A 26,598-nucleotide genomic window follows, 5' to 3' on the forward strand; every position below is an offset into this window, starting at 1 on the left:
ATTTTTTAAATAATTAGAAAATTTTTCTGATTTTGAGTTGCTAAATTACACAAGGAAGAGTACTATAATTAGTAATTAATGATTTACTAATTACTTAATTCCATACTTAGTGAAAGAAAGTGAGAGTTGCCATGGCTCAGCAGGAAAAAAAGAAATATATTACTCCAGATGGATATACGGCAGATATTGCGATCTTTACGATTACTACGAAGAAAACGGCAGAGAAAGCCCCGCCTGAAATGTTTTTGAAGCTATTATTAATCAAACGTGCCACAAAAGATAAGGAAGGAAGCCCCAATGTAGAAGGAGATAAATGGGCCTTACCCGGAGGTTTCGTCAATGCTGGCGAGACTGCCTATGAAGCAGCTAAACGAGAATTGAAAGAAGAAACGGGTGTAGCTGGATTCCATGTCAAGCATTTCGGGGTTTATGACCGGCCGGGACGCGATCCCAGGGGATGGATCATATCCAATGCTTTTTATGCAATTGTCCAGGAAGAGTTTCTTCATCAAAGAAAAGCGAATGACGATGCAGCCGAAGTTGAATTGTTCACGATTCAGGAAGCCTTACAATTAGATCTCGCATTCGATCATTATACAATTATAAACGATGCGATGAATTTAATGAAAAAAGAAATGGTGCAAACGACGATAGCCCAAAAATTCCTGCCGGATGAATTTACACTTTCTGAACTGCAACGGGTTTTGCTGACAGCCAGAGATGATGCAAAAATCAGCGCTGACTCACTTTTTTATGCAAAAGCCCCGAAACTCCCGTTTTTGGAGAAAGTCTTGGATGAAAAGGGAATGCAGAAGAAAACGAAACGTAATTCGTATCGGCCTTCACAGCTTTACCGATTTAATGCAGAGGTTGTCATGGACTCTATTTACTATTGAGGGGGAATCGTGCAATGGGAAAAAAGGCATTGATCAATATAGATTATACGTATGACTTCGTGGCAGACGGGGGCTCATTGACCTGCGGGAAGCCAGGCCAGGATATCGAGAAGGCTCTTGTCAGTATAACCAAGGATTTTATAGAACAAGGTGAATACACGGTCTTCGCGATTGATTTACATGAAGAAGGAGACCGCTTACATCCCGAATCGAATTTGTTTCCACCGCATAATATTAGCGGTACAATGGGTAGAGACCTATACGGGGCGTTAAAAGAGGAATACGAAACAAATAAAAATCAAAAGAATGTTCATTATATAGATAAAACACGTTATTCGGCCTTTGCAGGAACGGACCTTGATATCCGCCTGCGGGAACGTCACATTACCGATGTATATTTAGTCGGGGTTTGTACAGATATCTGTATTTTGCATACGGCAATGGACGCTTATAATCTAGGCTATAAAATCTTTGTATATGAAAATGCAGTAGCCTCGTTCAATGATGCCGGTCACCATTGGGCGCTTGGCCATTTTAAAGGATCTCTTGGAGCAACCATTCTATAATATTCATTAACGTAACAGAATAGAAGGGAAGCGAATGCTTCTCTTTTGGGAGGAACTATCCATGGAAAAAAAGTACAACGACGACAGTTACGCATTACACACTGATCTTTACCAAATCAATATGGCCCAAACTTATTGGCAGGACAAAACACATAACCGAAAGGCAGTTTTCGAAATATTTTTCAGAAAGCTTCCATTTAACAGCGGATATGCGATTTTTGCGGGACTTGAAAAAATTGTCCATTACCTTCAAAACTTTTCCTTCTCGGAAAGTGATATCGACTATTTAAAAAATGATCTGCACTATGATGAAGAATTTTTGGATTATTTGCGAAACATCCGTTTCACGGGAGCGATCCGCTGCATGAAAGAGGGAGAGCTTGTCTTCGGCAATGAACCGATTTTACGGGTGGAGGCACCGCTCGGTGAGGCTCAACTCATTGAAACTGCGCTGCTTAACATTGTGAACTATCACACACTCGTGGCAACAAAAGCTTCGCGCATCAAACAGGTCATCGGTGAAGAATCTGCCCTTGAATTCGGTTCAAGGCGGGCGCAAGAAATGGATGCTGCAATTTGGGGAGCGAGAGCGGCCTATATTGCTGGTTTTGATTCCACTAGTAATGTACGTGCTGGAAAGCTGTTCGGCATTCCGGTTTCAGGGACTCATGCACATTCCATGATCCAAGCTTATAAAGATGAATATACCGCTTTTCATAAATATGCTGTTTCCCATAAAGACTGTGTATTCTTGGTTGATACTTACGATACATTGCGTTCTGGCATCCCGAATGCAATCCGTGTTGCCAAGGAACTGGGCGATAAAATCAATTTCATTGGCGTCCGTCTTGACAGCGGTGATTTAGCTTACTTATCAAAAGAAGCACGACGTATGCTTGATGCTGCAGGGTTCCATGATGCGAAGATTGTCGCATCAAATGACTTGGATGAATATACGATCATCAACCTGAAACAACAAGGAGCAAGAATTGACATTTGGGGCATCGGAACCAAATTGATTACGGCTTATGACCAGCCAGCGCTCGGTGCCGTTTATAAAATGGTTTCAATAGAGGGTGAAGATGGGAATATGAGAGATACCATCAAAATTTCTTCTAACCCTGAAAAGGTTACGACACCTGGCTTAAAACGAGTATATCGAATCATCAATAAAGTGAACCATCATGCTGAAGGTGATTATTTGGCGATGGAATATGAGAAGCCGCAGGAACAGGAAAAATTAAAAATGTTTCATCCTGTCCATACCTTCCTAAGTAAATTCGTCACGGATTTCGATGCGGTTGATCTGCATGTGGATATTTTCAAAGATGGAAGTTTGATTTATGAATTGCCAACCATAGATGAAATCAAGGCATTCACGCAAAAAAATCTCCAAGTATTATGGCCGGAGTACCTGCGTGCACTTAATCCTGAAGAATACCCGGTAGATCTAAGCCAGGATTGTTGGGATAATAAAATGAGGAATATAGATGAAGTTAAAGCCAATGTAGAAAGAATGCTAACGAAATGACAATCCTATTTTATTAGAAAGCGGGGCTTTGCCAATGCGTCCATTACAAAAAGAAATCGTAAAAAAATTACTTGTCCAACCAACGATCGATCCTGAAGTCGAATTCAGGAAAAGTGTTGATCTATTAAAAGGGTATATGAATAAAAATACGTTTCTGAAAAGCTTTGTACTTGGAATATCTGGAGGGCAAGATTCAACACTGGCGGGGTATATTGCCCAAACCGCTGTCAATGAATTGAATGAAGAAACGAATAGCAGCGACTATAAGTTTGTTGCTGTAAGCTTGCCATATGGAGTACAGGCTGATGAAGATGACAGGCAGCTTGCGTTAAAATTCATCAAGCCAAGCCAAACGGTTACAGTCAACATCAAGGAAGCGGTGGATGCATCAGTAAAAGCTGTGGAAGAAGCAGTTTCTGAAAAGCTATCGAATTTCTTAAGGGGAAATGTTAAAGCACGTGAGCGAATGAAGGTACAATATGATTTAGCTGGACTTTATAAAGGCGTCGTGCTTGGTACGGACCATGCAGCAGAAGCGATCACAGGTTTCTTTACGAAACATGGTGACGGCGCAGCGGATATCCTTCCATTATACCGATTAAATAAAAGGCAAGGAAAAGAAATCCTGAAATTCGTCGGTGCGCCTGAGCGTCTTTATACGAAAATACCAACGGCCGATTTGGAAGATGACAAACCCTTACTTCCTGATGAAGCGGCTTTAGGCGTTAGCTACGATGAAATCGATGATTACCTTGAAGGCAAGGAAATCAGAACGGAAGCTGCTGAAATCATCGAAGGTTGGTATACTAAAACCGAACATAAACGCAATGAAGCCATTAACGTTTATGATACTTGGTGGAAATAAAAGAAGCTGATAAGTTTTCCCGCATCACAAAAGATGCGGGTTTTTTTGCAAGAACATAACGAGCACCTTGGCCAGCACATCAGTATTGAAATTTTACCGGCAAAGGGGAAAACTAAATGTCGACTCAACATATGGATTTATCCAGGATTATTGAAGAAACGAGCAAGGGAATTGGATTCTCGGGTGTAATCGGTGTGAAAGCGGGAGAGGACCTGATTCATAGCTCAGCACATGGCTATTCCAATCGAGCGGATGAAATCATGAATACGACCGAAACAAAGTTCGGAATTGCTTCTGGGTGTAAACTGTTTACGGCGATAGCCATTTGCCAGTTAATACAAAAAGGGAAACTTAGGTTCGATTCTAAGCTTAAAGACTGTCTTCCAATCGTGTTTCCTGATTTTAACCAAAATGTAACCATACATCACCTCTTAACACACACTTCGGGCATTCCTGATTACTTTGATGAAGAAGTGATGGAGGATTTTGAAGAGCTTTGGCAGAAAAATCCGATGTACCATATAAAAAGATTAAAAGATTTCCTGCCAATGTTTAAAGATGAGGTGATGATGTTCGAACCCGGGGAAAGATTTCATTACAATAATGCAGGCTATATTTTACTAGGATTGATTGTTGAGGAACTTACTGGACTTGAATTTTCCGAATATATAGACAAGAACATCTTTCTGCCTTGTGAAATGAAAAATTCCGGTTATTTTTCCATGGACCAGCTTCCTAAAAATACTGCATTAGGGTACATTGACGAAGAAAATGGAGCATGGAGAACAAATGTTTATTCCCTTCCGATCAAAGGCGGTGCGGATGGAGGTGCGTATATTACAACATCAGATATGTTCAGGTTTTGGGAGGGGTTATTTTCCAATCAATTACTGAATCAAGCATATACCAATCTTTTATTGAAGCCCCATATTGCTACGGAAGATAAAGGGGATTACTATGGATACGGCATATGGATAAGTAAAAAAAATGAAGCGATTTTCAAATATCATCTTATGGGGTATGACCCGGGTGTAAGTTTCAATTCAGCGGTATATCCGGCAAATCGATTGAAAACCGTCATTACTTCAAATGAAAGCACGGGTCCATACCATATTACTTGCGCGATTGAGAAAGAATTATAAAAACAAATAGAACCTTTCAACGAGTAAAGGGTTCCCTTTGTTTATAGTCAATGTGAATTCAATCATTGATATCCTGTTTTAGATTTAAAAAGGGACGGAATTGCATCCAATTGCTCCATTGTTTCCAGAACTTCTGGATTTTCAAGTAAAGATAATTCACCTGTATCTTTATTCAAGATGCGGCGCATTTCTTGTATTGGGAAGAACTTTAAGGAGGTAGATTGCTTTAGGTATCAAGGCTTTTTCAAACAAAGAATTTGTATATTTAGATATCTTGAAGTAGAGTATATTTAATATAACATTATTTTAACCGGTATTTTCCGATGGAGGTTCTTTTTAATTTATGAAGGCAAGATATGAACTCGCGAACATGAACTTAACAGTAAGCAATGTGACTTTGCGTAATGCGGCGGATAGTTATGTCCTCTTGAAAGCTGCAGATGATCAAAATAATGAAATCACGATCAAGCTTTCCCACGATCAAGCGGAATTCCTGGAAGCGGAATTAAGGGAAGTAAATCGCCGTCGCAGGGAAAATAGTCCTGATATATCTGGAAATGACCAGGAACGTATTAATGACGACGATTCTTTCAATCTGTTTAGCATTGATTTATTCAATGAAAGTGATCCGAAGTAATTGATAGTATATGCTTATTTACCCCGAATCAAATTTTCTTCTCTGTAACCTTCCTTGCGATTTAAGATGATGCTACAGAGAGTTTATCATTCCCGCCAATACAAAATCCGAATTTAAAGTTATTGAAAGGCCATTAGGAATGTTTTAAGCAAGGTGACCTATCGTTACCTTTATTTTGATTGCTTGAAAAAATTCTTCACCAAAAGGAATATGGATGATAGTACTGCAAAAATCATGAAAAATACGATGAACCCCCAAAGGCCTACCGCCGCATCTTGAAACTCCATATTCCCCCTGCTGGTAAGGGCTTGCTGTATTTCAATGGCGAATACTAAAACAACCATGACTGTAAAGGTATAAAGGAAAGAGAGTATCGTTATCCCAAAACGCATCCGGGAAATTAAATTAGATAAAAATAACACGAACAAAAATATGATGATACCGATGATTCCCATTATCCAAAAATGCAAATCTTTGTCCGTTGCATTTGAATTTAATGTGTCACTCACAAAGAATAGGATGAAATCGTGAAGATTATTGACGATTTCAGCTAATATCTGGATTATTTCTTTCATTTTTCACACCTCCAATCCTTAGATTATAGCAGGTTATAAATCTATATAGAAGAGGGGGTTGCCAGACTGACCTTCGATGGAAGTATTATGAAATCATAGACATGCTAAGGGAAGTATATTCCGGGTAACGTAAAAAAAGCATAAGTGAATGAATTGTGAAGTCAGGACATTCAACGTCAGTTTAGCTAAGGTTATACTTAATAGATCAACCAAATTACATAAAAAATTAAAGTATAAGCGATTCATGGAAATTAGGTGTGTCTATTTCCAATGTTTTAATGCCTTTAGCGATCTTAGCCATGGTTGTTTTGATCGGTTTCTTTATTATAATGCTAGTAAAAAATATCTTTACTTAATGCTTTCATGGTTGGAGGAAAAAAGAATGAATGATGTACATAATCATGTGTTAACGGTAATTGATTTTATGAAAACCGGTCACAAAACTTGCTTTGTGAAAGTCATCGGTTTTGATGGTGAATCCGGGCAGGATTTTGAAGGCGAAGTTAAGTTTGTCGGTGATTTGCCTTTTGGGGATTTGATACATCCTGAGCGGTCATATCTATCTTCCACTTGCAGGGAGTTTGTTCGGGATGATTTGTTGCACAGATACAATTTAGGGCAGTTTGAATGAAGTGGGGGCAATTTTTATAGAGAATCCAATGAGATGACATTCTGCCCACTTGTTTAAAATTGGTAAAATGCAGGGTATAAAGAATATGGTATGTAGGAACTTTTTTATGCCAATCTTCTCTTTTAACTGACAAAATAGCATATTTCTCCCTATTTAACTCTCGGACTTTAATCCTTATAATGTTAAATAGGAAAATATGACATTTAGTGTAGGATTATACTGTTTCTGAGGTGAGTTTCATGGTTTATGCAGATATTTTGAGTAATATACACTCTGCTATCTCCAGTAAAAAAGCTGATTTGAATGTGAAAATTGAACGTTTAGAAAATGCGAAAAACGATATTATAAAAGAGCAGAGCATGTGTCTGAACGAGATTAGGAAAATAAAAGACCCTGAGCTAGGTGGCAGCTGGACAGGGAATCGCTCGGATCAATTTCAGGAAGCCCGTCATGATGCCTATAATGTGATGTTTAGTATCATTCATGACGATTATGACGATTACCAATGGAAAATCGAGGCAATGATTACAAAGCTGAATGCCGAAAATACTCTACTGAGCATAGCAGGGAATATAGCCCAAGAAGCCGACTCCCTTTTGAGCAAAGGCGAAGAGGCATTTGAGCAGCTGGAAAGTAAAATATCAGATTTAAAAAGGCGGTTGTTTTAATGACGACAATCAAACTGAATCATCCTGCCGTAACGAAGCAAGTCGATCAGGTGAAGACGGCACTTGGTACAGTCACGCTTGGAAATTTGCCGGCAGGCGAGCTTGGCAACAATAAATTGGAATTCACCTCGAAATGGATCGACCGGGAAACGAACCTAGAGAAGGTCTTCGAGCAATATATCAAAATCGTCCAGAAAAACGTGGAAGATACCCGTGCCAACATTGACTTATTAAAAGAACAGGATGAAGCCATCGCCCATGCGTCTTCACATGGGTATCCTACGCGATGAAAATATATGAAGCCAAGACATTGACGGCCGCAACCAAGTCGCGCGCCAAGCAATATGAAGAACTAAAGAAGGAAGTCACAGCCCTGAAAAAGGAATTTCAGGGCATCGTCGGCCTGGATAACGAGTTTCAAGGGGCCGGTGCCGCCGCCATCAAAAGCTTCTATGAAGCGCAAATCGAGGTGGCCGACGCCTGGATGGAACTTTTCACGACCCAAATCAGTTTTTTGGAAGGCATTCCAGCCAGCCTGGAAGAGGCGGACCTCTCCGGAAATACGGTGGTCGAGGTTCCCTTTTTAGATGGCGAAGTGTCGAACGGCATTAACCAAGCGAAGTCGCTTGTCGATGAACAAGCGAACGATCTCCAAAGGATCCTCGACAGCATTGACGATATCCTGCCTCTTGATAGGTTCGACCAAAAGGACTTTAATGAAAAAATCACGCTAGCCGGACAGAGGCTGGATGACACCGTGACAAAGGTCGAGAATGTCGACCGGCAATTGGTCGAGGAATATGATGTGTCCGTCGGGCAAGAAAACGTGGCCGTTGGCCTCTTCCGCGCCTTACTTGACGCCACCAAACAGGACGGCACCGTTTCTCCGATGACGTTCAACCAATCGGCCTTCAAGAATAGTGACGTCTATCAAGTGAAGGATGAAGTCGCCGGTCAGATGAAAGACTATCAGACCTTCAAAAAGCAACAAGCCGAAGCCCGGAAAATCGAACAAGAAATGGAAGAACTCGAAAACCGCCCATGGTACGAAAAAGCCTGGGATACGACAAAAACCTTTACAGGGGAATTCACGGGATATTATGATTCAATCAGGGCATCAACCGGAGTCGATCCAGTAACGGGCCGCAAGCTGTCCGAAGCCGAACGAATCGCCGCTGGCGCCATGGCAGCCGCTGGATTCATCCCCGTCGTCGGCTGGGCCGGCAGGGCCATCAAAGGCGGCAGCGCCATCTACAAAACCGCCAAAGGACTCAACGCAGCGAACCATGCGCTCGATGCCTATAAAACGACAAAAGGCTTTAGCCTCCTCCAGAAAACCGAATACGGAATATACGGACTCCTCGCCGCCAACGGCCTCGGCGAAGCAGTCACAGGCAAAGACATGTTCGGCAACCAGCTGACCGAGGAACAGCGCCAGAACGGCCTGTTGATGGCACTCGGAATCGGCGGTGTGGCAGGTGCGGCGAAGATCGCTGATAAAGTAGCAAGTGGTACAAAGTTCGTCCCTTACAGCAAGGAATTTGCGCAAAAGCAGGTTCAGAAAGTTCAAGCTACAATAACAGACATAGCGAGATCAGGGAAAACCACGTTAAAAAATATAGGTGAAGAACTAGGTAAAAAAGAAATCCCTAAACGGATAAGTATGGAACAAGTTTCCCTTGCAGGAGGACCAACTCTTCGCCAAGTTGTGATGGAAAAGCAGACAATTAAGGAAGCCTATCAGAAATTTACGGTAAAGGATAGAAAAGTAGAGGGTGTTTCAGGGGAGAGTATTCCTAAGGGTACGGGTAAAGGTAGTGCTGAAGTAAGTGAAGTTAAAACATTTGTGGACAACAGACTACAGTTTACAAACGGAAGAAAAAATAGGTTAAAGCCTGATATTAGATATAAAACAGGAGAGTATGATTACTTTTATGAAACAGATAATGTAGGTAGGATTGTAAAATTTGAAACAGAAAATTTACAATTAACAACGAGAACAGATAGATTGTCACACAGCAAAAACACACCTGGTAAAGTAAAAGGTCAAGACCATGCAGGGCATTTGGCAGGTGATAGGTTTGGAGGCTCACCTAAAATTGACAATTTGGTTTCGCAATTATCTGATGTTAATTTGAAGCAATATAAGAAAATTGAAGAAGAATGGGCTGCAGCTTTAAAAGAAACACCTCCCAAAAAAGTAACAGTTAATGTTGATATAATCTACTCTGAGAGTGATATGCGTCCTGAAAAATTTAAAGTAATATATACTATTGATGGTAAAAGGAGCTCTAGAGTTCTTGAAAATTAATCTAAGGAGTGAAAAAATAGTATGAAAGAATTTGAAGATAAGTTTAGTGAATTGCAAGCAGATATGATTTCCATATGTATGGAATATGTTGAAGATAGAGCTGATAAAGTGTATGTTTATGCTTCACGTGAAGAAGGAGTTACTGCGAGCGATTTTTTTTATATGATTAACGATAAGTATGTAGAGCCTCATAAATTGAATGATGCATTGGAGAATGAGGAAGAAAGATATGATGTATCTGCAGAACGAAATTTTATGGTATTAGATATCTTAAATGAAGATATCGGAAAAATCAAAGCATTGTGCAAAGAATATAAAAGAGAAATGCCCACTGAGATGAAATTAATATATGATGTTAAGAGTGGGAACTTCAAAGCTGAATACAAGTATGATTTAGTTTATACGCATGATGAGATTAAAACGGCCACTCATATTTTTAATGAGTGGTTTGATGAGATAAAAAATAATAACCTTTAAATTGTTTACAATCGAAGATACGCTCTAATTTGAATACATGACTCATAAAGGTTGTACCTTCAAGGTGTGTCAATGTAATTTTAATATTAGGCAATAAGAACGAGAATAGGGCGGGATAACATTTTAATAGATAGGATCCCTCATTTGATTTTGGGCTTCCAAGAAGATGGCTATATAGCAATGGAAAAGAGAGACTTTACAACCGGTTCAGTCGAGGAACGCGAAATTAGCGATACCCTTGAAAGAAATTGGGACGTATTTCCTGATTTTGGTCAGTACATTCATTTGTGCAGAGAGGAAAGATAACAGGTTTAGAGCACTCTCCAGTGCCGAAGCTAGATATATGAAAGATTGTCATATATCAGTAACACATAAGGCAAGTGAACTAAAGATAATTAAAATATTGAGTTAGACAAAAAGAAAAATGATACGCTTAAAAATAGAGACTCCATGAAGGTAAAACCATCATGGAGTCTCTATTTTTAAAATGCAATGATAACGAAAAAGAACGAGAATTGGGCGAGATGACATTTTACATGGCTGGATGTGCAGTTTAATCGGCTAAATGAGAGCTTACCGAATAAGGTGCAACCTGTTTTTCTTTTATATGACCTTAACCCAATTTTCATTGTTGATATGAATATGTATCATCTTACGCCATATTTGGCTCCTCAGATAATAGGCCGTGAGGACTTAAAATCATATAGATTTAATTAAGGAATGGTGGCGTAGAAAAAAGTAAGTGGTACAAAGTTCGTCCCTTACAGCAAGGAATTTGCGCAAAAGCAGGTTCAGTACGCAAAAGCATTCGGCCGGCAAATCGGTAATGTGGAAGTACCTCTTCGTATCAGGGTCGAAGAGTTAGCCACGGCGTATGGAAACAACTACAAGCATGTCACTTTTGATAAAACGACTATTAAGGATATAGTACAGAAGTTTGCGGTGAAGAGTGATGGTGGTAAGGGTTTAAATGGAACTGGGAGTAAACCGGGTATTAACATAGGGAAAGAGGATTTGGAAACTCTTAGAATAAAACTAGGTGTTCCTGAAACTCAAACAATTGCTATTGGAAAAACAGATGTAAAAGGTTTAGAAGGTAAAATATTTGAGGGTGGCTCACCTAAAGTTAGAAAAGAAGCAGGTTTACCTGATTTAGACACAGTAATGCCCAATAGGCCAATTAAGTCACCTTCTTCCCATCCTTTATCTACTAGACATGCTGAGGAAGGTGTAATTAATGAATTCATTTTGGAGGTTGAAAGAGTAGGATTGAAGGCAGAGGAGGTTACCGGTACATTAAATTTACATCAATCTAATCCAAAAGGTGCCTGTACAACTTGTATACAAGGAATTGTTAATCCAAATGTTAAACCAGGAATATTCATGCAACTAAGTAAAAGGTACCCTGAGTTAACCATAAAGTTATCTTCTGAGACAGTAGAGGGGGTTAAACCTGCTGGGAAATTATCCTTTATTTTGAAAAATGGAGTTTTGATTGAATAAGGAGGAAAAGTTTGTGATAGAAAAAATTAATGAAATGAACACTGATTTACAGGTAGCATTTCTTTTAACTTTGTCTGAAAAAGTTATTGGCATGCTTTCGAACTCTTCTGGGTATAAAGATGCAGTAGAAGCAATTGACTTATGCTGGAGTTGGGTTGAAAACAAAAACATTTCTGGAGATACTATCTATCAATTTTTAGATAATGCTGATGAAACAGGTCTATTCATTCTAATGCAATTTGAGGAGAACGAATTAAAGATGAAGGCTTGGAACTGCATTATTGATGCAATTGCTTTTGCTGATTGGAAAGCTTACATTGAGCAAGGGGAAAAATATTTACCTGCTCCAATAGAATCAGTGGATGAAGATCTATTCCATCATTTCTTAAATAATTTCTTAGAAATTAACCAAGGAACGGATGAAATGATCTATCGTTTAATTGATAGCTTACAAGATAATTATTCAAATAATAAAATTGATGCAAATATAAGAAAACAAATTTTATCTAGCATTGAATAAGTAATTATACAAAGGGCTGTTCAGCTTTTTGCCTTTAAGTTCTTGTCTTACACGCGCTAATAAAACAACAAAGTAGGTTATGTAAATTGTTAGCAGATGGGTTAACTATGAATATGAGGATATATCCAATGCAGATGATCACGAAAGAGGAATTTAGGAATACTCGTTTAGGTCTTTTACCTGAATCTGAATATGATAAGAGTATTTTAGAAGAATACCTTAAGAAAGAATGATGTAGGGCAAGAAAAGCTCGTTCTTTAGTATGACCTTAACGGTAAAGTTAAGGTCTTTTCATTGTTGATATGAATATGTATCATCTTATGCCATATCTGGCACCTCAGATAACAGGCCGTGAGGACTTAAAATCATTTAGATTTACATCAGACATGGTGGCTTAGAAAAAAGTAGCAAGTGGTACAAAGTTCGTCCCATACAGTAAGGAATTTGCGCAAAAGCAGGTACAGAAAGTTCAAGCTACAATAACAGATATAGCGAGATCAGGGAAAACCACGTTAAAAAATATAGGTGAAGAACTAGGTAAAAAAGAAATCCCTAAACGGATAAGTATGGAACAAGTTTCCCTTGCAGGAGGACCAACTCTTCGCCAAGTTGTGATGGAAAAGCAGACAATTAAGGAAGCCTATCAGAAATTTACGGTGAAGGATAGAAAAGTAGAGGGTGTTTCAAGGGAGAGTATTCCTAAAGGTACGGATGAAGTTACACCTAAAAAGAAAACTGTACCGGATTAGCTTAAAGAGCGATGGGAAGCAGGTAATAATTTTAATAAGGAAAATCGTCCTCGTTACCCTTATAATGAGGTAGAGTTGGAAGCGAAAGAAGTAGGCGGCAAAAAGTACGTAGTTGACTCATATGCACCCAATAAGGAAATAGTATCGAGAAAATTCACTCAACTTAGTGAAGTGCAAGAAAAGACAGCTAAGAGTTACTTAAATGAAATTACAAAAAAATATCCTTCAGGCTCTAAAATATCAAATGGCTCTTTTAATCCAAACGCTCTCAAAGGAGGGCGACTTAAAGGTGAATTAATATTAGAAGTGACAGTTCAAAATAAACTAATTCCGCAAACAATTCTTGATGAAGCAACAAAAAACAGAATTATTATTAAGGATATTAATGGGAAGGTGTATAATTGACTATGAAAGTTTATTATTGTGACGAGTGGTCAGATATCAAAAAAAAGCCTTGGAACATTCTTGATGAACGTACTGCATACACATGCCATCAAAAACATGAACCATATACGGCGGTATTAACTGAAGATGAAAAACCTCAATATATTGTAAATGTAACAAATGAATGGGTTTCGGTAAGTTTTTATGATGATTTCACTCGTAAGTATCTAAATTATGACTTTGAAGTTATGAATTATGGAAAGATTTTTTTAAGAACAGCAATGTATTGGGAATATGATGATGAAACTGATAAGGAAGTAAGTAGCTTGATTTTGGGCTTCCGAGAAGATGGCTATATAGCAATGGAAAAGAGAGACTTTACAACCGGTTCAGTCGAGGAACGCGAAATTAGCGATACCCTTGAAAGAAACTGGGACGTATTTCCTGATTTTGGTCAGTACATTCATTTGTGCAAAGAGGAAAGATAACGGGTTTAGAGCACTCTCCAGTGCCGAAGCTAGATATACAAAAGGTTGTCATATATCAGTAACACATAAGGCAAGTGAACTAAAGATAAATAAAATATTGAGTTAGACAAAAAGAAAAATGATACTTATATATTGCTGATGAGTGGTTTGAGGAGGTAAAAAATAATAATCTTTAAATTGTTTACAGTTAAAGATATGCTCTAATTTGAATTAATGACTCATGAATGTTGAGCCATCATGGAGTTATATAACCATGTTCTGCTAAGGAATTTAAGATGCTCGTTGGTTTAAAGATAGGATTAGTAATGAATTAATTTATATAACTAGCTATAAAGCACTTGATTGCCTTAGGGCACCAGGTGTTTTTTTGAGTCTTTCTTCAAGCCTAAATTACAACATACTTCGTATATTTCATCTGTTTTTTTCTCTAAAACCCTTAATACTACACAACTATTCCCTAATTAATATAACTTTATGAATAATTAATCTCTTTCTAATAATGATTACACATATAATTGTTATGATTTTTTTGTAATACATAATTTAGGAGGAATTATAGATGAGAAAAGTGTTAAAACCAGTTTTTTTATTGGCATTAGTACTATTGCTAGTAAGTAACATCTTTTCAGGAACATCAAATGTGTCAGCTTCAGGGAAATCAGGACAATCATCTGAGGTAGATGTAAAGGTAATGACGTATAATTTAAGGTATTTGAATACTAGTGATCAATCACCACATACTTGGGCAGAAAGGATTCCTGCAATAAAAAAACTTATACGAATGGAACAACCAGGTATTATTGGAACTCAGGAAGTTTTATATCAACAACTAAAGGACATAAATGCAAAATTACCTGAATACGAATGGATTGGTTTAGGGCGCGAAGGAGGAAGTAAAGGAGAATACTCGGCAATTTTCTATGAAAAAGAACGCTATACTCCTCTAGAGTATGATCACTTTTGGCTATCAGATACACCAAATGTAATTGGTTCCACTTCTTGGGGAAACACAATTCCACGTATGGTAACATGGGCGAAATTTTTTGATGAAAAAAGTAAACAACAATTTTATGTTGTGAATACTCATTTTGACCACAAATCTGCAAATGCTAGAGAGAAGAGTGCAGAATTAGTTTTACAAAAAATTAAAGCATTTGATCCGAAGCTCCCTATTGTATTTACAGGGGATTTTAATGCAAATCCGGATAGTGTTCCTTACCAAAAGCTAACAAGTGAAGAAGCATTTGATGATTTATGGGTAACTGCTGAGGAAAGAATCAATGAACACCTTGGTACCTTTAATGGCTTCCATGACCCAACTGGCGGAGGACCGAAAAATCGAATAGATTGGATTCTTGCAAAAGGAAACGTCAAAGCGAATACCATTGAAATTTTAGATTATTATAAAAATGGACAATTCCCAAGTGATCATTTTCCTGTTATAACGGATGTAACATTTTCTTATTAAAACAATTAAAAGAAGTCTCAACACTTTGTTCAAGAAGGATTGAGACTTTTTCACTTTATGCTGTACAGCCTTATACCCATCAAGCTAACTTATATAACTTAGTGCTTTACCACAGATCAAAATACTAAGCTGTTTTGGTATAGAATGAATGGTTTCTTTGGTGTGCTCATCTTGATAAATAAAGACCGGAATAAAATCGAACTATCTAATATGGATAAGGAAATTTATGTTAAAATTATTGTGAATGTATTAAACTTTTATTTTGGATAGGGGTAAAATAATGATTTATAATAAAGCAGAAAAAACAATTGAAACTGAACGATTACTTCTGCGTATTTTTAAAGAATCTGATGCAAAAAATGTTAGCAGAATGTGTAATAATTATAATATTTACAAAAGCACATTGAATTTACCATATCCCTATCCTTTAGAATGTGCTCTTTCGTGGATTGTAACTCACGAGCAAAACTTTGAATTAGACAGAATGTATGAATTCTCTATAACAGACAAGAATAGCGGACAGTTATATGGTGCTATCGCTATTTTAAATCATAAACAACATAAAAATGGTGAAATGGCTTACTGGGTAGGAGAAGAATACTGGGGAAATGGATATGGAACCGAAGCAGCAAAAGCAATGATAGACTTTGTTTTTAAAGAGAAGAATTTTCATAGAGTTTATGCACGTTATTTTAAATCGAATCCCTCATCTGGAAAGATAATGAAAAAGTGTGGAATGGTATACGAAGGTACTCTAAAAGATCATTTTTATAAAAATGACTCTTTATCTTGTTTTTTATGGCATTATTAATCCGATGAAATAAGTAAATAACAGACCCTTTTGAAAAAGGGTCCGTTATTTTTGTTTTATCCACCGAAGAAAGAGAATTAAAGGAAAGCAACAATATTTACGAAAACAGCCAATACTAAGATACAGATTAACGGCCATAAAATTAGAGTGATTTAGCTTTTAGAACTTCGGAAGTTGTCAAGGTAATCGTATCGAATATGTAAGTGGAAGCTAAACTTCAGTTTCACACTATTTTAGATCAAGTGTTTCCTGGATGCCGAAAGGTTTTTGGTGACTTATTTTCAAAGTTTTCATTATTGATGCTCTTTTCTTAAGCAACTATCAGAGGGGAAATTTGAACTTGGACAAAACACGAGTAATGGTTTACTTCATTCTTTTTATGGCTAAAATTTCCGATAGATTATTAAATGGGTGAATTCATCGTAAGAACTCATAATCAAATGTTTATAAAACGGTAACGCTTTATCGAAAAGAAAGAGACTAGCGGTCAAGTACGGTCTATCAAGAATCCTTTGTTGAGAAGGAACGAATGGACGTATAGGAATGTTAAAAAATAAAGCTGCAAGCCATGGAAAGGACGTTATCCTCTTTTTTAAAAAAAGAAAAGAAAGAAGGAATTCTTAATTAAAGAATTCCTTCTTTGACCTACTATTTGTTAAGAAATGATTTTTCGAAAAATTCCAGAAGATGCTCTAGAGTGATTGGGTCACTGTATGTGGATGCTTTACTATTTATTTCAAATATACGATCGTTCTTAACTGCAGGTATATTTTTCCACGTATCGGTTTCCACAAATGAATTAACCACATCCGGGTTTTTACTAAAGATTATATAATCTCCAGTATATTCAGGAAGCACTTCTGATGAAAGGACATAAATGCCGGATTTAAGTGCTTTTTCTTTTACTTTTTCAGGCATTTTCAAATCCATTGCTTGATACAAGATTTCTGTCCCGCGTGCATAATTATTTCCAAATACATAAAACTCTTTAGCATCATTTTCAATCACAGAAACGGTTGCATCTTCACCAATTTTTGCACGTATCGCTTTTCCTGCGGATGCTGCACGCGTTTTGAAATCATTAACCCATTCTTTTGCTTCCTTTTCTTTATTTAAGAGTTTTCCGATTTCTATTTGCTGTGATAAATAATCTAATTTCCCCCAAGTGAATACTACAGTTGGAGCAATTTCATTTAGCTTTGCAATATTTTTCATCTCGGATCCTGCTATGATAAGGTCCGGTTCCAGTTCAATGATTTTCTCCAGGTTATCTTCTGATACGACTTCCACTCCCTTTAGTCTATCTTTAAAAAGGGGATTCATATTAGTCCATTGATCTATCCCAACGACATTACCTTCTAAAGCCAATACATTAGGTCCATTAGAGAGAGCAATTATTCTTTTTGGGTTTTTAGGAATCTCAACAGGACCTGTTTCTGATTGATATGTAACTGTTTCTTTTTTAGCCTTGGATGCATTATTTTCGTTCGCTGTCTCTTTGTTCCCGCAAGCACTAAGAATAAGTACAAACAAGAGCAGGAAGGGTATGAATAGCTTTTTCATTCTGATTTTCTCCTTACTAATAATAGTGTAGATTAAAAACATATCAAAAAAGTATCTAATTAATAATGATATTCATTTTCAATGACTACATCAACATGTTAATAGTAATGATAATCATTGTCAATAACTTTCGCCAGATTGCTAAACTCTGTGAACTAAACTGTCACCCTTACTTGTAGAAACATGTTTGAGGCTGGCACTACATGGAGGACAAGGGGTACTGGTAAATAAGTAAAGAAGGAAAAAAACTATGAATCGGTAGTTGCTCTAAATGTGGCGAAGGAGGAGAGCCAAGGTAAGGTCAGGGATTTTTAGATAGATCAGAACCATTTTCAATAAGGCACTAGTGAGGAAGTGGATCAATTTATAGGATTTTTAAAAGAAGTCGTTGAGAGTTTTAAGTGTTCAGCCATAAAAAATGTCTTTAAAGTAACGTCGCTGCCCTCCAAATCTCGATATACGGGTTCGCTTGGGGCTATCAATATGCAATACCGAGGTGCTGTTTATAAAGGCACTGCCTTACTTGTACTTATCCACTAAGTCGAGGGGGAAAATTTCAATAAGGCCGGATTTGTTGAATTTTTGCTAAACCGTGAGCCTATTTAGCAAAATCTAACTTTCTCAAAAACGAACTGCTATTTGATAGAGATCATCACTATGACTATCTTGCTGTTCATCAAGGACATACCCTCTAATTAGTTTTCGTAGAATCACTACTTCGAATCCCGCGTTTCAAAATTTCAACCATGAAATCAAGTTTCGTAACGGAGTACGGATTTTTGATCAAGATGAGCAACCACGATCAACTAACAAAGAAAAGTTAGTGCTCTAAAACCGGTATTTAAAGAGGGTGGAACCGTTACTGCGGGTAATAGTAGTGGTCGAAATGATGGAGCATCTGCTGTATTGGTCATGTCCGAAGATACAGCCTTAAAATATGGTTATAAGCCGAAAGCAAGGATTATCTCGCAAGCTGTTTCAGGTGTCTCGCTTGAGGTTATGGGAATTGGCCCAGTTGAAGCGACGAAAAAGGCTTTATCGAGAGCGGGTATATCCCAGGAACAAGTAGGGTTAATCGAATTGAATTAGGCCTTAGCAGCGCAAGCTTTAGCTGTGATCAAAGAACTCAACATGGATCTGGAAAGGGTCAATGTCAATGGAGGAGCGATTGCTCTTGGTCATCCTCTAGGAGCAACTGGTGCGATTCTGATGACTAAACTACTTCATGAAATGGAAAGAAGAGGAGAAAAGTACGGATTGGTCACTCTTTGTATTGGAGGAGGACAAGGCATCTCAATTATTGTAGAAAATTACATTGAATAAAACATAAAGAAATATGTGTATAAGATCATTTGATTGGAGCGTATCATAATTAGATAAGTTGAGATTAATACTATTAAAGGAGCCTTGCAAAAGACAAATGGAAATAAAAAAGATGCAGCGAAATTATTGGGTATAAGCAGAAGTACTTTATGGAGAAAATTAAATGAAACTGAACAGTGATTCTAATTAAAATATATCTCAATTTTTAAAATGAAATTTATATGATTTTTCGGATAAAACTTCTAATGTTTAATCTATGTAGTCCTTGCATTACAGTTTCCTGTATTTCCACTTTCGGATAAAGTAACCCTTATTAGCCAAAATGAGGGTTACTTGTACGGAGTTAAAACTTTTTTTTTTGATGGAATTTGTGTAAAATTCTATTTATCACTTATAGTTGTTTACATAATTATATTATGGACTATTAAATAAGGGGGCATATATAGATGACCTTCTGGAAGTATAGAAAGGAAGAAATGCATTTAAAAAGTTAAAAAAAGGACTTTTAATCGTGTTTGCAAGTTTTTTACTATTAATACTAAACATCACGTCATCGGTTTCAACTCATGAGACCAAAATAAAAACAAACGGTAATAACCGGTGTCAGTATTTGCATTCACTTCTAAACTTTTAGCAACTTGTCCACACCTTCCACCAGTCCAAGCATATACAATAGTAAGGAGGGTGTTAGGATGGAGATAAATTGTTGTTTTGAGGAAAAATGTTTTGAGGACAATGATCTCAGTACAGTATGGTTTCCTGGAAAGCGTTGTAAATGTAAGTGCAAATGCAAAAAAAACAAGCGCCGTAATCATTAAAAGAATGAAGCAACTGTAAAAAGTTGTTCAACAGAGGCAGTCCTTGTGGCTGCCTTTTTTATTTGGACATGCGTTGAAGATTAAGATGTATTAGTGCAAATATAAAGATGAAAAACACTCAACCGTGATGGCTGAATGTTTATAAGCCAGTCTTTTTTAAGGATATGCCTGCTTAATCATTGGAGGTTTAAAATATGGAACAAAACGAATGAAAATTAATCGAAAGCTGAGGATTGGCGAAGTGTGCTGGAGGCTGGATGATTTTTGGAACTGAAGCTGTCACTTTAGGAGATATTTTGCACTATAAATTAAATATGCCCAATTTTGTAGCTTTAAAATAAAGATTGATTAAAAAATGTGTTTTAAGCTTTATTTAATAGCAAATGTAAAACCCCATTTTGAAAAAGGGTTATTTCAAAATGGAGTTACTCTTTTTAGCTAAGTATGAGATTTTTATAAGTTTGATTTATGTCCTTATTCCACTAAAGCACACGTTTGTTTAAGTGCATTATTCACATCAATCCTCTTTAAATGGAAGGGTATTTAAATCAAGGTGTATTCTATATTAAATTATAGTCTAACCTTAACCTCAGTGCCGTCCTTAGCTTTGACATCTACTAGCACGATCCCTTTATAATTTTTCAGTTCCTTGACGATAGGCTTTAGCGTTTTTTTGTCTATTAGTGGAAAGGTAAAGTCCAGTTTTTTTCTTTCAAAGTGCTCTTTTGTCCATTTGTTTGCATTTTGCTGAATAAATTTTGAAGACAAAATTGAAATAACAATGTTTAAAATAGCATATGGAATTGGGATGGAAAACCGAACGTCTTTTGCTTTCACTTTTACATGCATCATAAGCAAATCACTAATCAATGATGACCGAAACGGTATCCCCGTTTGCCGATTTAATATCAACAATTTGGCCATCTAATTCGTTTTCGATTGCTTCAATAATAAGGTTTATGTTTATATCTTTAACGTATTTTTCCGATTGAGGAATACTAGCTGCGATGCTGTGTCCAGCCATTAATACGACCTTGACGAGTTTTATAGGCAAATTGACCGTGACGTTATCATTTTCGGCTGATACAACACGAATTTTTAATGTTTTATCTAAATATTTAGTCGGTTTTTCAAAGAGCTTATTACCTGATTCTTCTTTCTCTTTTAATACTTGAATCAGTTCTGATCCCTTATCTGCATCAAACTTCCCTTCTTGAACCATTGTTAACACTCTTGTAATTTCCTCTTTCATGATAAATTCCTCCTTATTCCTCTTTTAAGAGCTTAATAGCTTCTTCTGGTGTGATTTCGCCATTCTCCAACATGGTGACAACTTTTTTCTCGTCTATTTCATTTTTCTTCTTCTGCACATATCCAAGGGATGAAATGATGTCTGTTAGCTTGCCTCGAACCGTTGGATACGAAATCCCCAGTTCCTTTTCAACTTCTTTGATATTTCCTCTGCATGTTAAAAATACTTCCACAAAATGAAGCTGATCCTTTGATAAGGATGCCAGCTTAGATAATTCAAACTCATTTTCAATCGTAGTGTGACAATGAGAGCACTGCAACTTTGTAATTTTCAATGTTTCACTGCAGACAGGACAATTTGTGATTACTTTATATGCCATAATGAAATTCCTTTCTTTTATTTGATTCGATTATATAACAAGGTATTAAAAAGATAAATAATAAAATTTAATTTTTTAATCAAAAAAATCAATAATATTAATTTATTATTTAATATTATTGATTATCTGTTTTCGTTATTCATTCAAATATTATATTTACCATAGTGGTGGAAATTGTAGACATTCGTCTTGGTGAAAATACATAATGAGCAAGATTACTTAGACTATGAGATGCTGAATAATAATCCCTGGATATTTGATATTAATATTCCACCTGAGGATGATTCAGCAGTCGTAGCATTGATGTATTATTTTGTGATTTAGAACTTGAAAATTACTTAGTCTATATTTTAGTTATTCCAGAATAGGGTGCTAAACTTAGATTTTTAAACGACTTTATTGTCATAATTTTAAGTACAGTGAAGTATCTTATATCGAAAATTAAACGACTATATTTTAACCCCGTCCTAAATTTAGAACGGGGTCTTCTTAGCCTGTTTTTCCTGTATAATAATACTATATTTTACATTCAGGAGGGAATTATTTATGGACTACGCCAGCAGTTTAATAGGGCTTTTTGCAATCATACCGATTTTGTTTTATCTGGGACTTATTGTTTTAAGTGTTTATTTCATAATTAAAATAATAAAATTCATCAATGCAAAGACAAGATTAGATCAAGAAAGAAATGAAAAGCTGGATGAATTGATAAAAGTTATTAGCAAAGATAAAGATAAAGAAAATCAAAATAAGCCATTATAAAATAAAAGCACACTCCCATTAAGGGTTGTGCTTTTGTTATTTTACAAGAATTGTATGGATGATGAACCTATACTAGGTCCACATAAAAGGGCGTTTTTTTTATAACGTCAAGGTAGGTGTACAAGCATTTCCTAATAAGTACCATAACATATTAGGAGGTGATAAAATTGACAGTTAAATTAGAAGCTTTATTGGATCGTTCGGAAAAGAATATGGGTAGCGGAATTCACCCAGTCGTAAAAGAATCAGCATTGGAAATGGTTAAACGGGCATACGAAGAAGGCATTTTTGTCTAAATCAGCGCAGGTTATCGGTCTATGGAGGAGCAAGCAAAGCTATATCGTCAAGGTCGCCTAGGTTATATCTACGATGGAAAAAACTATAGTGATTTATCGAAACCGAGAGTGACCAACGCGATGCGAGGTCAATCTTACCATAACTATGGACTAGCCATTGATTACTTCATAGTCAGCGATGATGGAAAGAATGCCATATGGACTGTTGATGCAAAATGGAAACGAGTAGCGGCTATTGGTAAATCCTTGGGCCTTGCATGGGGCGGGGATTGGTCAAGCCTTAAAAATAATCCGCACTTGGATATGACGGCGGACTAACTTATTCTCAGTTAAAAGCGGGAACAAAGCCTAGACTGATATCAAAAGTGAATGGTACCACTCCACCAGCAACATAAGTCGAATCGGAATTCATTGTAAAAGATACGCCTTCAAAGGACAGCGGCAATCAGACTATCAAGTCCATCCAAAAGACATTAAATAGCCGCTATAATGCAAAAATAGATGTTGATGGGATATGGGGACACCAAACAAAAGCGGCATCACCTAATGTTAGGGAAGGGGCGAAAGGGAATATCACCTATATCCTTCAAGATGCACTTTACTTGGAAGTGCAAAATCCACATGGCATAGATGGTATCTTGGGAAGCGGAACGGAAATAGCGGTTAAGGGCATTTCAAAGGCCCAAGGGAATACCTTCAGACGGTATTGCAGGTGAAAATACCTTTGCAAAACTATTTGGATAATATATGAAATTGAATAAAACTATAATGCTTAAATTCAATTGGCTTAGAAAAAAAAACCTAAAAATGAGGGCTTTTTTTGTATGAATAAAAAATGATTTTTATATTAGCAGTTTTTTTAAAAGTAAATATCCCAATCGTTCAAGAAACGTAGTATAAGAAAAGTAAGAATACATACTGGGACAAGAAATGTAACCGCATTTACGATATGGAAGTACTTTAATGCGGAATGATTTATACCCTTCACTTTAATCACTAAATAGAAGAATGATAAGGTTGCGATAATTGGGCATAGCAAGCCAAGATCTGTTAAGATCCTTGAAATTGAGTAGTTCATAATACTAAGTCCTATGATGAATGAAGCAAGGCAGATAACATTGATAACCGACAAAATGGTTGGTATTAATAACAAATTCTTTTTTACTTTCTCCATTTATTTACCTCCAAAGTGATAATCCCACTCGATATCTTATAATATCCACTGATTAGGTAGCAAGGCAAGGTTAAGGCTTTGTTAAAAGTAAAGGTTGATCTACTGAATACTAAGGAAACATATTTAAAAGTTGTCCTTTCACAATTATGAATTGTAATATTTATCGAGCATTTATACTCATTTTTGTTCACTTAAAATTGACTGAAATATAATAGTCTTTTTAATTTTCCATCACATTTAGACAATAAAGTTAAAGGAGGACATAACTTTATTGGAGGAAAAATATGAAAAAAATATGGAAAAAGCCAATTTTGCCTATCGCCTCTATTAGTCTAGCGTCATTGATGATTGTAAATGCGATTCCAGAAACTCCAGTTCAAGCAGAATTGAATGTTCACTCACAAGTGCAAATGAAAAATCATGTGCTTCCGCTGGGAACGTCTACTTTGCATGAGCGAAGAACTTCTATGAATCCAGCACCAGGAGTGACGTATACAAAAATCAATCGTGGTGAAACATCTTCTAAAGACTATTTCACAGTGGATGTGGCATTTCTAGAAACACAGAAGCAGGCAAAGATATTGTTGGGAAATTTAAAGAGAGACGGTTTCAAAAATGCTCGCATTATAAGGGAACCGGATCGGGCCTTGGATGACCGGGAAAAAGGTTCACTTGGATACATTGTTCGCATCGGCCAATATCAGCAGGAAGCGGATGCAGCCGAAATGAGAAACAAGTTATCGGAAAAGGGATATTCGGGTCTACGGACTGTGTTTACGGGTGAAGACGGAGAGAAAACAACAGGACCATGGGTAGTTAACGTAATTGAAGTGGATCAGGATCGATTTCAAGGGCATGTGGTGCCTGAATTAGCAAATGATGCAGTGATAGGAAAAGAAACATTGACCCAAATGACTGACAGAAATGATGCCATTGCAGGAGTTAATGCGGGATACTTTGTTGTTGGAGCCAAGGATGGTACACCAGGCGATCTTGCCGGTATATTCGCCAGCAAAGGTCAACTTGTCAGTGAAGCGATAAATGGCCGTTCAGCTCTGATTTTATCTTCTGTTGAAGAGAAGGCAAACATTGCATCTGTTTCCACGTCAATTCAGGCTACTTCATCTGATGGTGCGGTTAGGGAAGTGGATGGATTAAATCGTAAGCCGGGATTAATCCGCAATTGTGGCGGTGTTGGAGGAGATACGACAACAGAACGGGCAAAACATGATTATACTTGTATAGATGAAAGTGAGCTTATCCAATATACATCCGTATTTGGAGAAAAGACAGAATCGGGCGATGGTGTGGAAGTGGTAGTAAATCATGCTGGGGAAGTGATGGAAATTCGTAACCATCGCGGGGGAATAATTCCAAGCAGCGGTTCTGTTCTTGCGGGAACGGGGGAAGCGGCAGAATGGCTTCGTGGCCATGCCCAACAAGGGATGAAGATTCAGGTGAAGAGTGAAATCATCGGGGATGGAAAGCTATTAAAATTAGACCAAACCACTAGCATGATTAACGGAGGTCCTCGATTATTGGAAAACGGAAAAATTTCCATTAATGCCGTAGAGGAAGGCTTTCACTGGGAAGAAGATCCTGGGTTTTATTATCGTTTTGGGGAACGTCGTAATCCTAGAACGCTTGCAGGAATAAAAGAGAATGGCAATCTATTATTTGTCACCATCGATGGACGCGCACCCGGATGGAGTGTGGGGGCAAATTTTGAAGAAAGTGCAAAAGTCATGAAGTCATTAGGAGCCGTAGATGCCATCAATCTTGACGGCGGCGGATCGACGACCATGACAGTTGGGGCTGACCGAGTCACAAGACCGTCTGACGCAACAGGTGAACGCCCGATTGCCGACGGAATATTGATAGTAAAATAATAGATGAACATGTAAAGGAGATAAAGAGTAACTTCTTCCATATATTTAGAAGATACCTTTAAGTAGTGATATTAGTTTTAGTTCAAACCGGCCGTCACGAATAAACTAAAAAAACTCTTCAGATTTTTTTCTGAAGAGATTTTTTAATAATAATGGGATCATCCGACCAAGATCACAAAGAATTAAGCTATTTATTGTTTGAACTTGTGGCATAATAAAAGGTTAATCATGGGATTGTTTTCAATTGACGAAATCTTTTACTCCATTTTAGCCCCCGATTGTGAAAGTTCATTATTTTTACTATTCAAGATATGATCTTTCAAACGGTATACTAGTTACAAAACTCCCTTATAATCTGGTTTTTTATTTCTTCTACTGGAAACCCTTGTTGATAGGTGGAAATCATAAGCATAATACCCTGTAGCACAGATGAAAAATATAATGATCGTTTCCTTGGTTCCTTTTCTCCTATGCTTTCAAATATTTTACATTGAAACTCAAATTGTCTAGCATTTGCTTCAGTTATGAGATGACTGTATTTTATCAACTCTTCATCAGCCTCTGGCTGTGTTTGCAGGTGGAGATAGAAGCGATGGACTTCCGGTTTTTTGTGGATATTTTCAATGGCACCATTGACTATATGTTCAAGCTGATCACGAGGTGTATTTAAGGTGAACGCTTCTTCCATGACTTCAACCACTTCCCTGATTCTGGCCTCGACCATTTCAGAAAGCAGTTCTTCTTTTCCTTTGTAATAGTTATAGAGTAACCCTTTAGAAATACCCGCCTTCTTGGCTATATCGCTTATAGAAGTAGCGTAATATCCTTGTTTCATAAATAACTCCATGGCTGCAGCACGAATTTTTTCTTTGGATGCTTGGCGAATACGGTCATTCTCTTCGGGTGTACGTGGCATTTTA

At 37.1% G+C, this 26,598-nt stretch carries 29 protein-coding genes and 3 pseudogenes; 26 read left to right on the forward strand and 6 right to left on the reverse strand.

Annotation, left to right across the window (positions count from 1 at the left end; translation table 11 throughout):
• The first annotated feature begins 131 nt into the window (after positions 1 to 131).
• The 6 genes from AC3ISB_RS12400 (at position 132) to AC3ISB_RS12425 (ending at position 5,637) form a co-directional block, all read left to right on the forward strand.
• Positions 132 to 896, forward strand: a complete 765-nt coding sequence (locus tag AC3ISB_RS12400) for an NUDIX domain-containing protein (RefSeq protein ID WP_141994227.1) — start codon at positions 132 to 134, stop codon at positions 894 to 896.
• Positions 897 to 910: 14 nt separating this feature from the next.
• Positions 911 to 1,462, forward strand: coding sequence for a cysteine hydrolase family protein (locus tag AC3ISB_RS12405; protein ID WP_141994226.1), 552 nt, complete (start codon positions 911 to 913; stop codon positions 1,460 to 1,462).
• A 61-nt stretch (positions 1,463 to 1,523) separates the two neighbouring features.
• Positions 1,524 to 2,993, forward strand: a complete 1,470-nt coding sequence (locus AC3ISB_RS12410) for a nicotinate phosphoribosyltransferase (protein WP_141994225.1) — start codon at positions 1,524 to 1,526, stop codon at positions 2,991 to 2,993.
• Positions 2,994 to 3,027: 34 nt separating this feature from the next.
• Positions 3,028 to 3,858: an NAD(+) synthase gene (gene nadE, locus AC3ISB_RS12415; protein WP_141994224.1), complete on the forward strand. Its 831-nt coding sequence runs from the start codon at positions 3,028 to 3,030 to the stop codon at positions 3,856 to 3,858.
• 116 nt (positions 3,859 to 3,974) lie between these two features.
• Positions 3,975 to 5,000: a serine hydrolase domain-containing protein gene (locus AC3ISB_RS12420; protein ID WP_489276565.1), complete on the forward strand. Its 1,026-nt coding sequence runs from the start codon at positions 3,975 to 3,977 to the stop codon at positions 4,998 to 5,000.
• A 343-nt stretch (positions 5,001 to 5,343) separates the two neighbouring features.
• A complete protein-coding gene (locus AC3ISB_RS12425; RefSeq protein WP_098373753.1) occupies positions 5,344 to 5,637 on the forward strand; it encodes a hypothetical protein in 294 nt (97 codons plus the stop codon).
• A gap of 170 nt (positions 5,638 to 5,807) precedes the next feature.
• Here AC3ISB_RS12425 and AC3ISB_RS12430 read toward each other — a convergent pair whose 3' ends face one another.
• Positions 5,808 to 6,212 carry a hypothetical protein gene (locus tag AC3ISB_RS12430; RefSeq protein WP_098373752.1) on the reverse strand — a complete coding sequence of 135 codons (405 nt, stop codon included), beginning with the start codon at positions 6,210 to 6,212 and terminating at the stop codon, positions 5,808 to 5,810.
• A 382-nt stretch (positions 6,213 to 6,594) separates the two neighbouring features.
• Between AC3ISB_RS12430 and AC3ISB_RS12435 the strand changes: the two genes are divergently transcribed.
• The 13 genes and pseudogenes from AC3ISB_RS12435 (at position 6,595) to AC3ISB_RS12495 (ending at position 16,235) form a co-directional block, all read left to right on the forward strand.
• Positions 6,595 to 6,843: a hypothetical protein gene (locus tag AC3ISB_RS12435; protein WP_480339002.1), complete on the forward strand. Its 249-nt coding sequence runs from the start codon at positions 6,595 to 6,597 to the stop codon at positions 6,841 to 6,843.
• 239 nt (positions 6,844 to 7,082) lie between these two features.
• Positions 7,083 to 7,511 carry a YwqH-like family protein gene (locus AC3ISB_RS12440; RefSeq protein ID WP_098373750.1) on the forward strand — a complete coding sequence of 143 codons (429 nt, stop codon included), beginning with the start codon at positions 7,083 to 7,085 and terminating at the stop codon, positions 7,509 to 7,511.
• Positions 7,511 to 7,801 (forward strand): YwqI/YxiC family protein, encoded by a 291-nt coding sequence (locus AC3ISB_RS12445; protein WP_098373749.1) that lies wholly within the window; start codon positions 7,511 to 7,513, stop codon positions 7,799 to 7,801. Before AC3ISB_RS12440 ends, AC3ISB_RS12445 begins: the two co-directional genes overlap by 1 nt.
• A complete protein-coding gene (locus tag AC3ISB_RS12450) occupies positions 7,798 to 9,822 on the forward strand; it encodes a T7SS effector LXG polymorphic toxin (RefSeq protein ID WP_489276567.1) in 2,025 nt (674 codons plus the stop codon). The genes AC3ISB_RS12445 and AC3ISB_RS12450 overlap by 4 nt, the downstream gene beginning before the upstream one ends.
• Positions 9,823 to 9,843: 21 nt before the next feature.
• The gene (locus AC3ISB_RS12455) at positions 9,844 to 10,299 is read left to right on the forward strand and encodes a DUF600 domain-containing protein (protein ID WP_480339004.1); all 456 of its coding nucleotides are present in this window, start codon (positions 9,844 to 9,846) and stop codon (positions 10,297 to 10,299) included.
• A 144-nt stretch (positions 10,300 to 10,443) separates the two neighbouring features.
• On the forward strand, positions 10,444 to 10,605 hold the full coding sequence (locus AC3ISB_RS12460; protein WP_480339005.1) for a hypothetical protein: 162 nt from the start codon (positions 10,444 to 10,446) through the stop codon (positions 10,603 to 10,605).
• A 636-nt stretch (positions 10,606 to 11,241) separates the two neighbouring features.
• Entirely contained in the window at positions 11,242 to 11,802 is a 561-nt protein-coding gene (locus tag AC3ISB_RS12465) for a hypothetical protein (RefSeq protein WP_480339006.1), read from the forward strand.
• A gap of 13 nt (positions 11,803 to 11,815) precedes the next feature.
• Positions 11,816 to 12,322, forward strand: a complete 507-nt coding sequence (locus AC3ISB_RS12470; protein WP_480339007.1) for an Imm6 family immunity protein — start codon at positions 11,816 to 11,818, stop codon at positions 12,320 to 12,322.
• A gap of 566 nt (positions 12,323 to 12,888) precedes the next feature.
• A complete protein-coding gene (locus tag AC3ISB_RS12475) occupies positions 12,889 to 13,071 on the forward strand; it encodes a hypothetical protein (protein WP_489276570.1) in 183 nt (60 codons plus the stop codon).
• A 75-nt stretch (positions 13,072 to 13,146) separates the two neighbouring features.
• Positions 13,147 to 13,476: a hypothetical protein gene (locus AC3ISB_RS12480; protein WP_489276572.1), complete on the forward strand. Its 330-nt coding sequence runs from the start codon at positions 13,147 to 13,149 to the stop codon at positions 13,474 to 13,476.
• 2 nt (positions 13,477 to 13,478) lie between these two features.
• Positions 13,479 to 13,943 (forward strand): hypothetical protein, encoded by a 465-nt coding sequence (locus AC3ISB_RS12485; RefSeq protein WP_489276913.1) that lies wholly within the window; start codon positions 13,479 to 13,481, stop codon positions 13,941 to 13,943.
• A gap of 559 nt (positions 13,944 to 14,502) precedes the next feature.
• Positions 14,503 to 15,411, forward strand: coding sequence for an endonuclease/exonuclease/phosphatase family protein (locus tag AC3ISB_RS12490; protein WP_098372189.1), 909 nt, complete (start codon positions 14,503 to 14,505; stop codon positions 15,409 to 15,411).
• Positions 15,412 to 15,691: 280 nt separating this feature from the next.
• Positions 15,692 to 16,235: pseudogene (locus tag AC3ISB_RS12495) on the forward strand (GNAT family N-acetyltransferase).
• Positions 16,236 to 16,870: 635 nt separating this feature from the next.
• Here the strand turns inward: AC3ISB_RS12495 and AC3ISB_RS12500 are convergent.
• Entirely contained in the window at positions 16,871 to 17,785 is a 915-nt protein-coding gene (locus AC3ISB_RS12500) for an iron-hydroxamate ABC transporter substrate-binding protein (RefSeq protein ID WP_489276573.1), read from the reverse strand.
• Between the two features lie 748 nt (positions 17,786 to 18,533).
• Between AC3ISB_RS12500 and AC3ISB_RS12505 the strand changes: the two are divergent.
• Positions 18,534 to 19,108 (forward strand): annotated as a pseudogene (locus AC3ISB_RS12505) (thiolase family protein); the annotation flags it as partial.
• A gap of 72 nt (positions 19,109 to 19,180) precedes the next feature.
• Positions 19,181 to 19,288, forward strand: coding sequence for a helix-turn-helix domain-containing protein (locus AC3ISB_RS12510; RefSeq protein ID WP_480339084.1), 108 nt, complete (start codon positions 19,181 to 19,183; stop codon positions 19,286 to 19,288).
• Positions 19,289 to 20,496: 1,208 nt separating this feature from the next.
• Here AC3ISB_RS12510 and AC3ISB_RS12515 read toward each other — a convergent pair.
• Genes AC3ISB_RS12515 through AC3ISB_RS12525 form a run of 3 tightly spaced genes read right to left on the reverse strand, consistent with a single transcriptional unit; the run spans position 20,497 to position 21,557 of the window.
• Complete coding sequence (locus tag AC3ISB_RS12515; RefSeq protein WP_098372192.1) at positions 20,497 to 20,778, reverse strand: hypothetical protein; 282 nt, start codon at positions 20,776 to 20,778, stop codon at positions 20,497 to 20,499.
• A 10-nt stretch (positions 20,779 to 20,788) separates the two neighbouring features.
• The gene (locus AC3ISB_RS12520) at positions 20,789 to 21,178 is read right to left on the reverse strand and encodes an SHOCT-like domain-containing protein (protein WP_489276575.1); all 390 of its coding nucleotides are present in this window, start codon (positions 21,176 to 21,178) and stop codon (positions 20,789 to 20,791) included.
• Positions 21,179 to 21,191: 13 nt separating this feature from the next.
• Positions 21,192 to 21,557, reverse strand: a complete 366-nt coding sequence (locus AC3ISB_RS12525) for a DUF2089 domain-containing protein (RefSeq protein WP_144529134.1) — start codon at positions 21,555 to 21,557, stop codon at positions 21,192 to 21,194.
• A 546-nt stretch (positions 21,558 to 22,103) separates the two neighbouring features.
• On the opposite strand from AC3ISB_RS12525, the gene AC3ISB_RS12530 reads away from it, so the two are divergent.
• The 5 genes and pseudogenes from AC3ISB_RS12530 (at position 22,104) to AC3ISB_RS12550 (ending at position 25,678) form a co-directional block, all read left to right on the forward strand.
• A complete protein-coding gene (locus tag AC3ISB_RS12530; RefSeq protein ID WP_144551459.1) occupies positions 22,104 to 22,319 on the forward strand; it encodes a hypothetical protein in 216 nt (71 codons plus the stop codon).
• A 167-nt stretch (positions 22,320 to 22,486) separates the two neighbouring features.
• Positions 22,487 to 22,615: a hypothetical protein gene (locus tag AC3ISB_RS12535; protein WP_260398084.1), complete on the forward strand. Its 129-nt coding sequence runs from the start codon at positions 22,487 to 22,489 to the stop codon at positions 22,613 to 22,615.
• 21 nt (positions 22,616 to 22,636) lie between these two features.
• Positions 22,637 to 22,933, forward strand: a complete 297-nt coding sequence (locus AC3ISB_RS12540; protein WP_260398085.1) for a M15 family metallopeptidase — start codon at positions 22,637 to 22,639, stop codon at positions 22,931 to 22,933.
• 354 nt (positions 22,934 to 23,287) lie between these two features.
• A pseudogene (locus tag AC3ISB_RS12545) lies at positions 23,288 to 23,359 on the forward strand (peptidoglycan-binding domain-containing protein); the annotation flags it as partial.
• Between the two features lie 714 nt (positions 23,360 to 24,073).
• Positions 24,074 to 25,678 (forward strand): phosphodiester glycosidase family protein, encoded by a 1,605-nt coding sequence (locus tag AC3ISB_RS12550; protein ID WP_489276578.1) that lies wholly within the window; start codon positions 24,074 to 24,076, stop codon positions 25,676 to 25,678.
• Between the two features lie 331 nt (positions 25,679 to 26,009).
• Here the strand turns inward: AC3ISB_RS12550 and AC3ISB_RS12555 are convergent, their stop codons facing one another.
• Positions 26,010 to 26,594, reverse strand: coding sequence for a TetR/AcrR family transcriptional regulator (locus AC3ISB_RS12555; RefSeq protein ID WP_098372198.1), 585 nt, complete (start codon positions 26,592 to 26,594; stop codon positions 26,010 to 26,012).
• Positions 26,595 to 26,598: the final 4 nt, after the last annotated feature.

It is taken from the genome of Peribacillus sp. GL_122, assembly GCF_057835005.1.

Bases quoted from the DNA above. Each gene is read 5' to 3' on its own strand.
- AC3ISB_RS12400 (WP_141994227.1), top strand. From the start codon at position 132: ATGGCTCAGCAGGAAAAAAAGAAATATATTACTCCAGATGGATATACG.
- AC3ISB_RS12405 (WP_141994226.1), top strand. From the start codon at position 911: ATGGGAAAAAAGGCATTGATCAATATAGATTATACGTATGACTTCGTG.
- AC3ISB_RS12410 (WP_141994225.1), top strand. From the start codon at position 1,524: ATGGAAAAAAAGTACAACGACGACAGTTACGCATTACACACTGATCTT.
- nadE (WP_141994224.1), top strand. From the start codon at position 3,028: ATGCGTCCATTACAAAAAGAAATCGTAAAAAAATTACTTGTCCAACCA.
- AC3ISB_RS12420 (WP_489276565.1), top strand. From the start codon at position 3,975: ATGTCGACTCAACATATGGATTTATCCAGGATTATTGAAGAAACGAGC.
- AC3ISB_RS12425 (WP_098373753.1), top strand. From the start codon at position 5,344: ATGAAGGCAAGATATGAACTCGCGAACATGAACTTAACAGTAAGCAAT.
- AC3ISB_RS12430 (WP_098373752.1), bottom strand. From the start codon at position 6,212: ATGAAAGAAATAATCCAGATATTAGCTGAAATCGTCAATAATCTTCAC.
- AC3ISB_RS12435 (WP_480339002.1), top strand. From the start codon at position 6,595: ATGAATGATGTACATAATCATGTGTTAACGGTAATTGATTTTATGAAA.
- AC3ISB_RS12440 (WP_098373750.1), top strand. From the start codon at position 7,083: ATGGTTTATGCAGATATTTTGAGTAATATACACTCTGCTATCTCCAGT.
- AC3ISB_RS12445 (WP_098373749.1), top strand. From the start codon at position 7,511: ATGACGACAATCAAACTGAATCATCCTGCCGTAACGAAGCAAGTCGAT.
- AC3ISB_RS12450 (WP_489276567.1), top strand. From the start codon at position 7,798: ATGAAAATATATGAAGCCAAGACATTGACGGCCGCAACCAAGTCGCGC.
- AC3ISB_RS12455 (WP_480339004.1), top strand. From the start codon at position 9,844: ATGAAAGAATTTGAAGATAAGTTTAGTGAATTGCAAGCAGATATGATT.
- AC3ISB_RS12475 (WP_489276570.1), top strand. From the start codon at position 12,889: ATGGAACAAGTTTCCCTTGCAGGAGGACCAACTCTTCGCCAAGTTGTG.
- AC3ISB_RS12485 (WP_489276913.1), top strand. From the start codon at position 13,479: ATGAAAGTTTATTATTGTGACGAGTGGTCAGATATCAAAAAAAAGCCT.
- AC3ISB_RS12490 (WP_098372189.1), top strand. From the start codon at position 14,503: ATGAGAAAAGTGTTAAAACCAGTTTTTTTATTGGCATTAGTACTATTG.
- AC3ISB_RS12500 (WP_489276573.1), bottom strand. From the start codon at position 17,785: ATGAAAAAGCTATTCATACCCTTCCTGCTCTTGTTTGTACTTATTCTT.
- AC3ISB_RS12515 (WP_098372192.1), bottom strand. From the start codon at position 20,778: ATGATGCATGTAAAAGTGAAAGCAAAAGACGTTCGGTTTTCCATCCCA.
- AC3ISB_RS12520 (WP_489276575.1), bottom strand. From the start codon at position 21,178: ATGAAAGAGGAAATTACAAGAGTGTTAACAATGGTTCAAGAAGGGAAG.
- AC3ISB_RS12525 (WP_144529134.1), bottom strand. From the start codon at position 21,557: ATGGCATATAAAGTAATCACAAATTGTCCTGTCTGCAGTGAAACATTG.
- AC3ISB_RS12530 (WP_144551459.1), top strand. From the start codon at position 22,104: ATGGACTACGCCAGCAGTTTAATAGGGCTTTTTGCAATCATACCGATT.
- AC3ISB_RS12540 (WP_260398085.1), top strand. From the start codon at position 22,637: ATGGAGGAGCAAGCAAAGCTATATCGTCAAGGTCGCCTAGGTTATATC.
- AC3ISB_RS12550 (WP_489276578.1), top strand. From the start codon at position 24,074: ATGAAAAAAATATGGAAAAAGCCAATTTTGCCTATCGCCTCTATTAGT.
- AC3ISB_RS12555 (WP_098372198.1), bottom strand. From the start codon at position 26,594: ATGCCACGTACACCCGAAGAGAATGACCGTATTCGCCAAGCATCCAAA.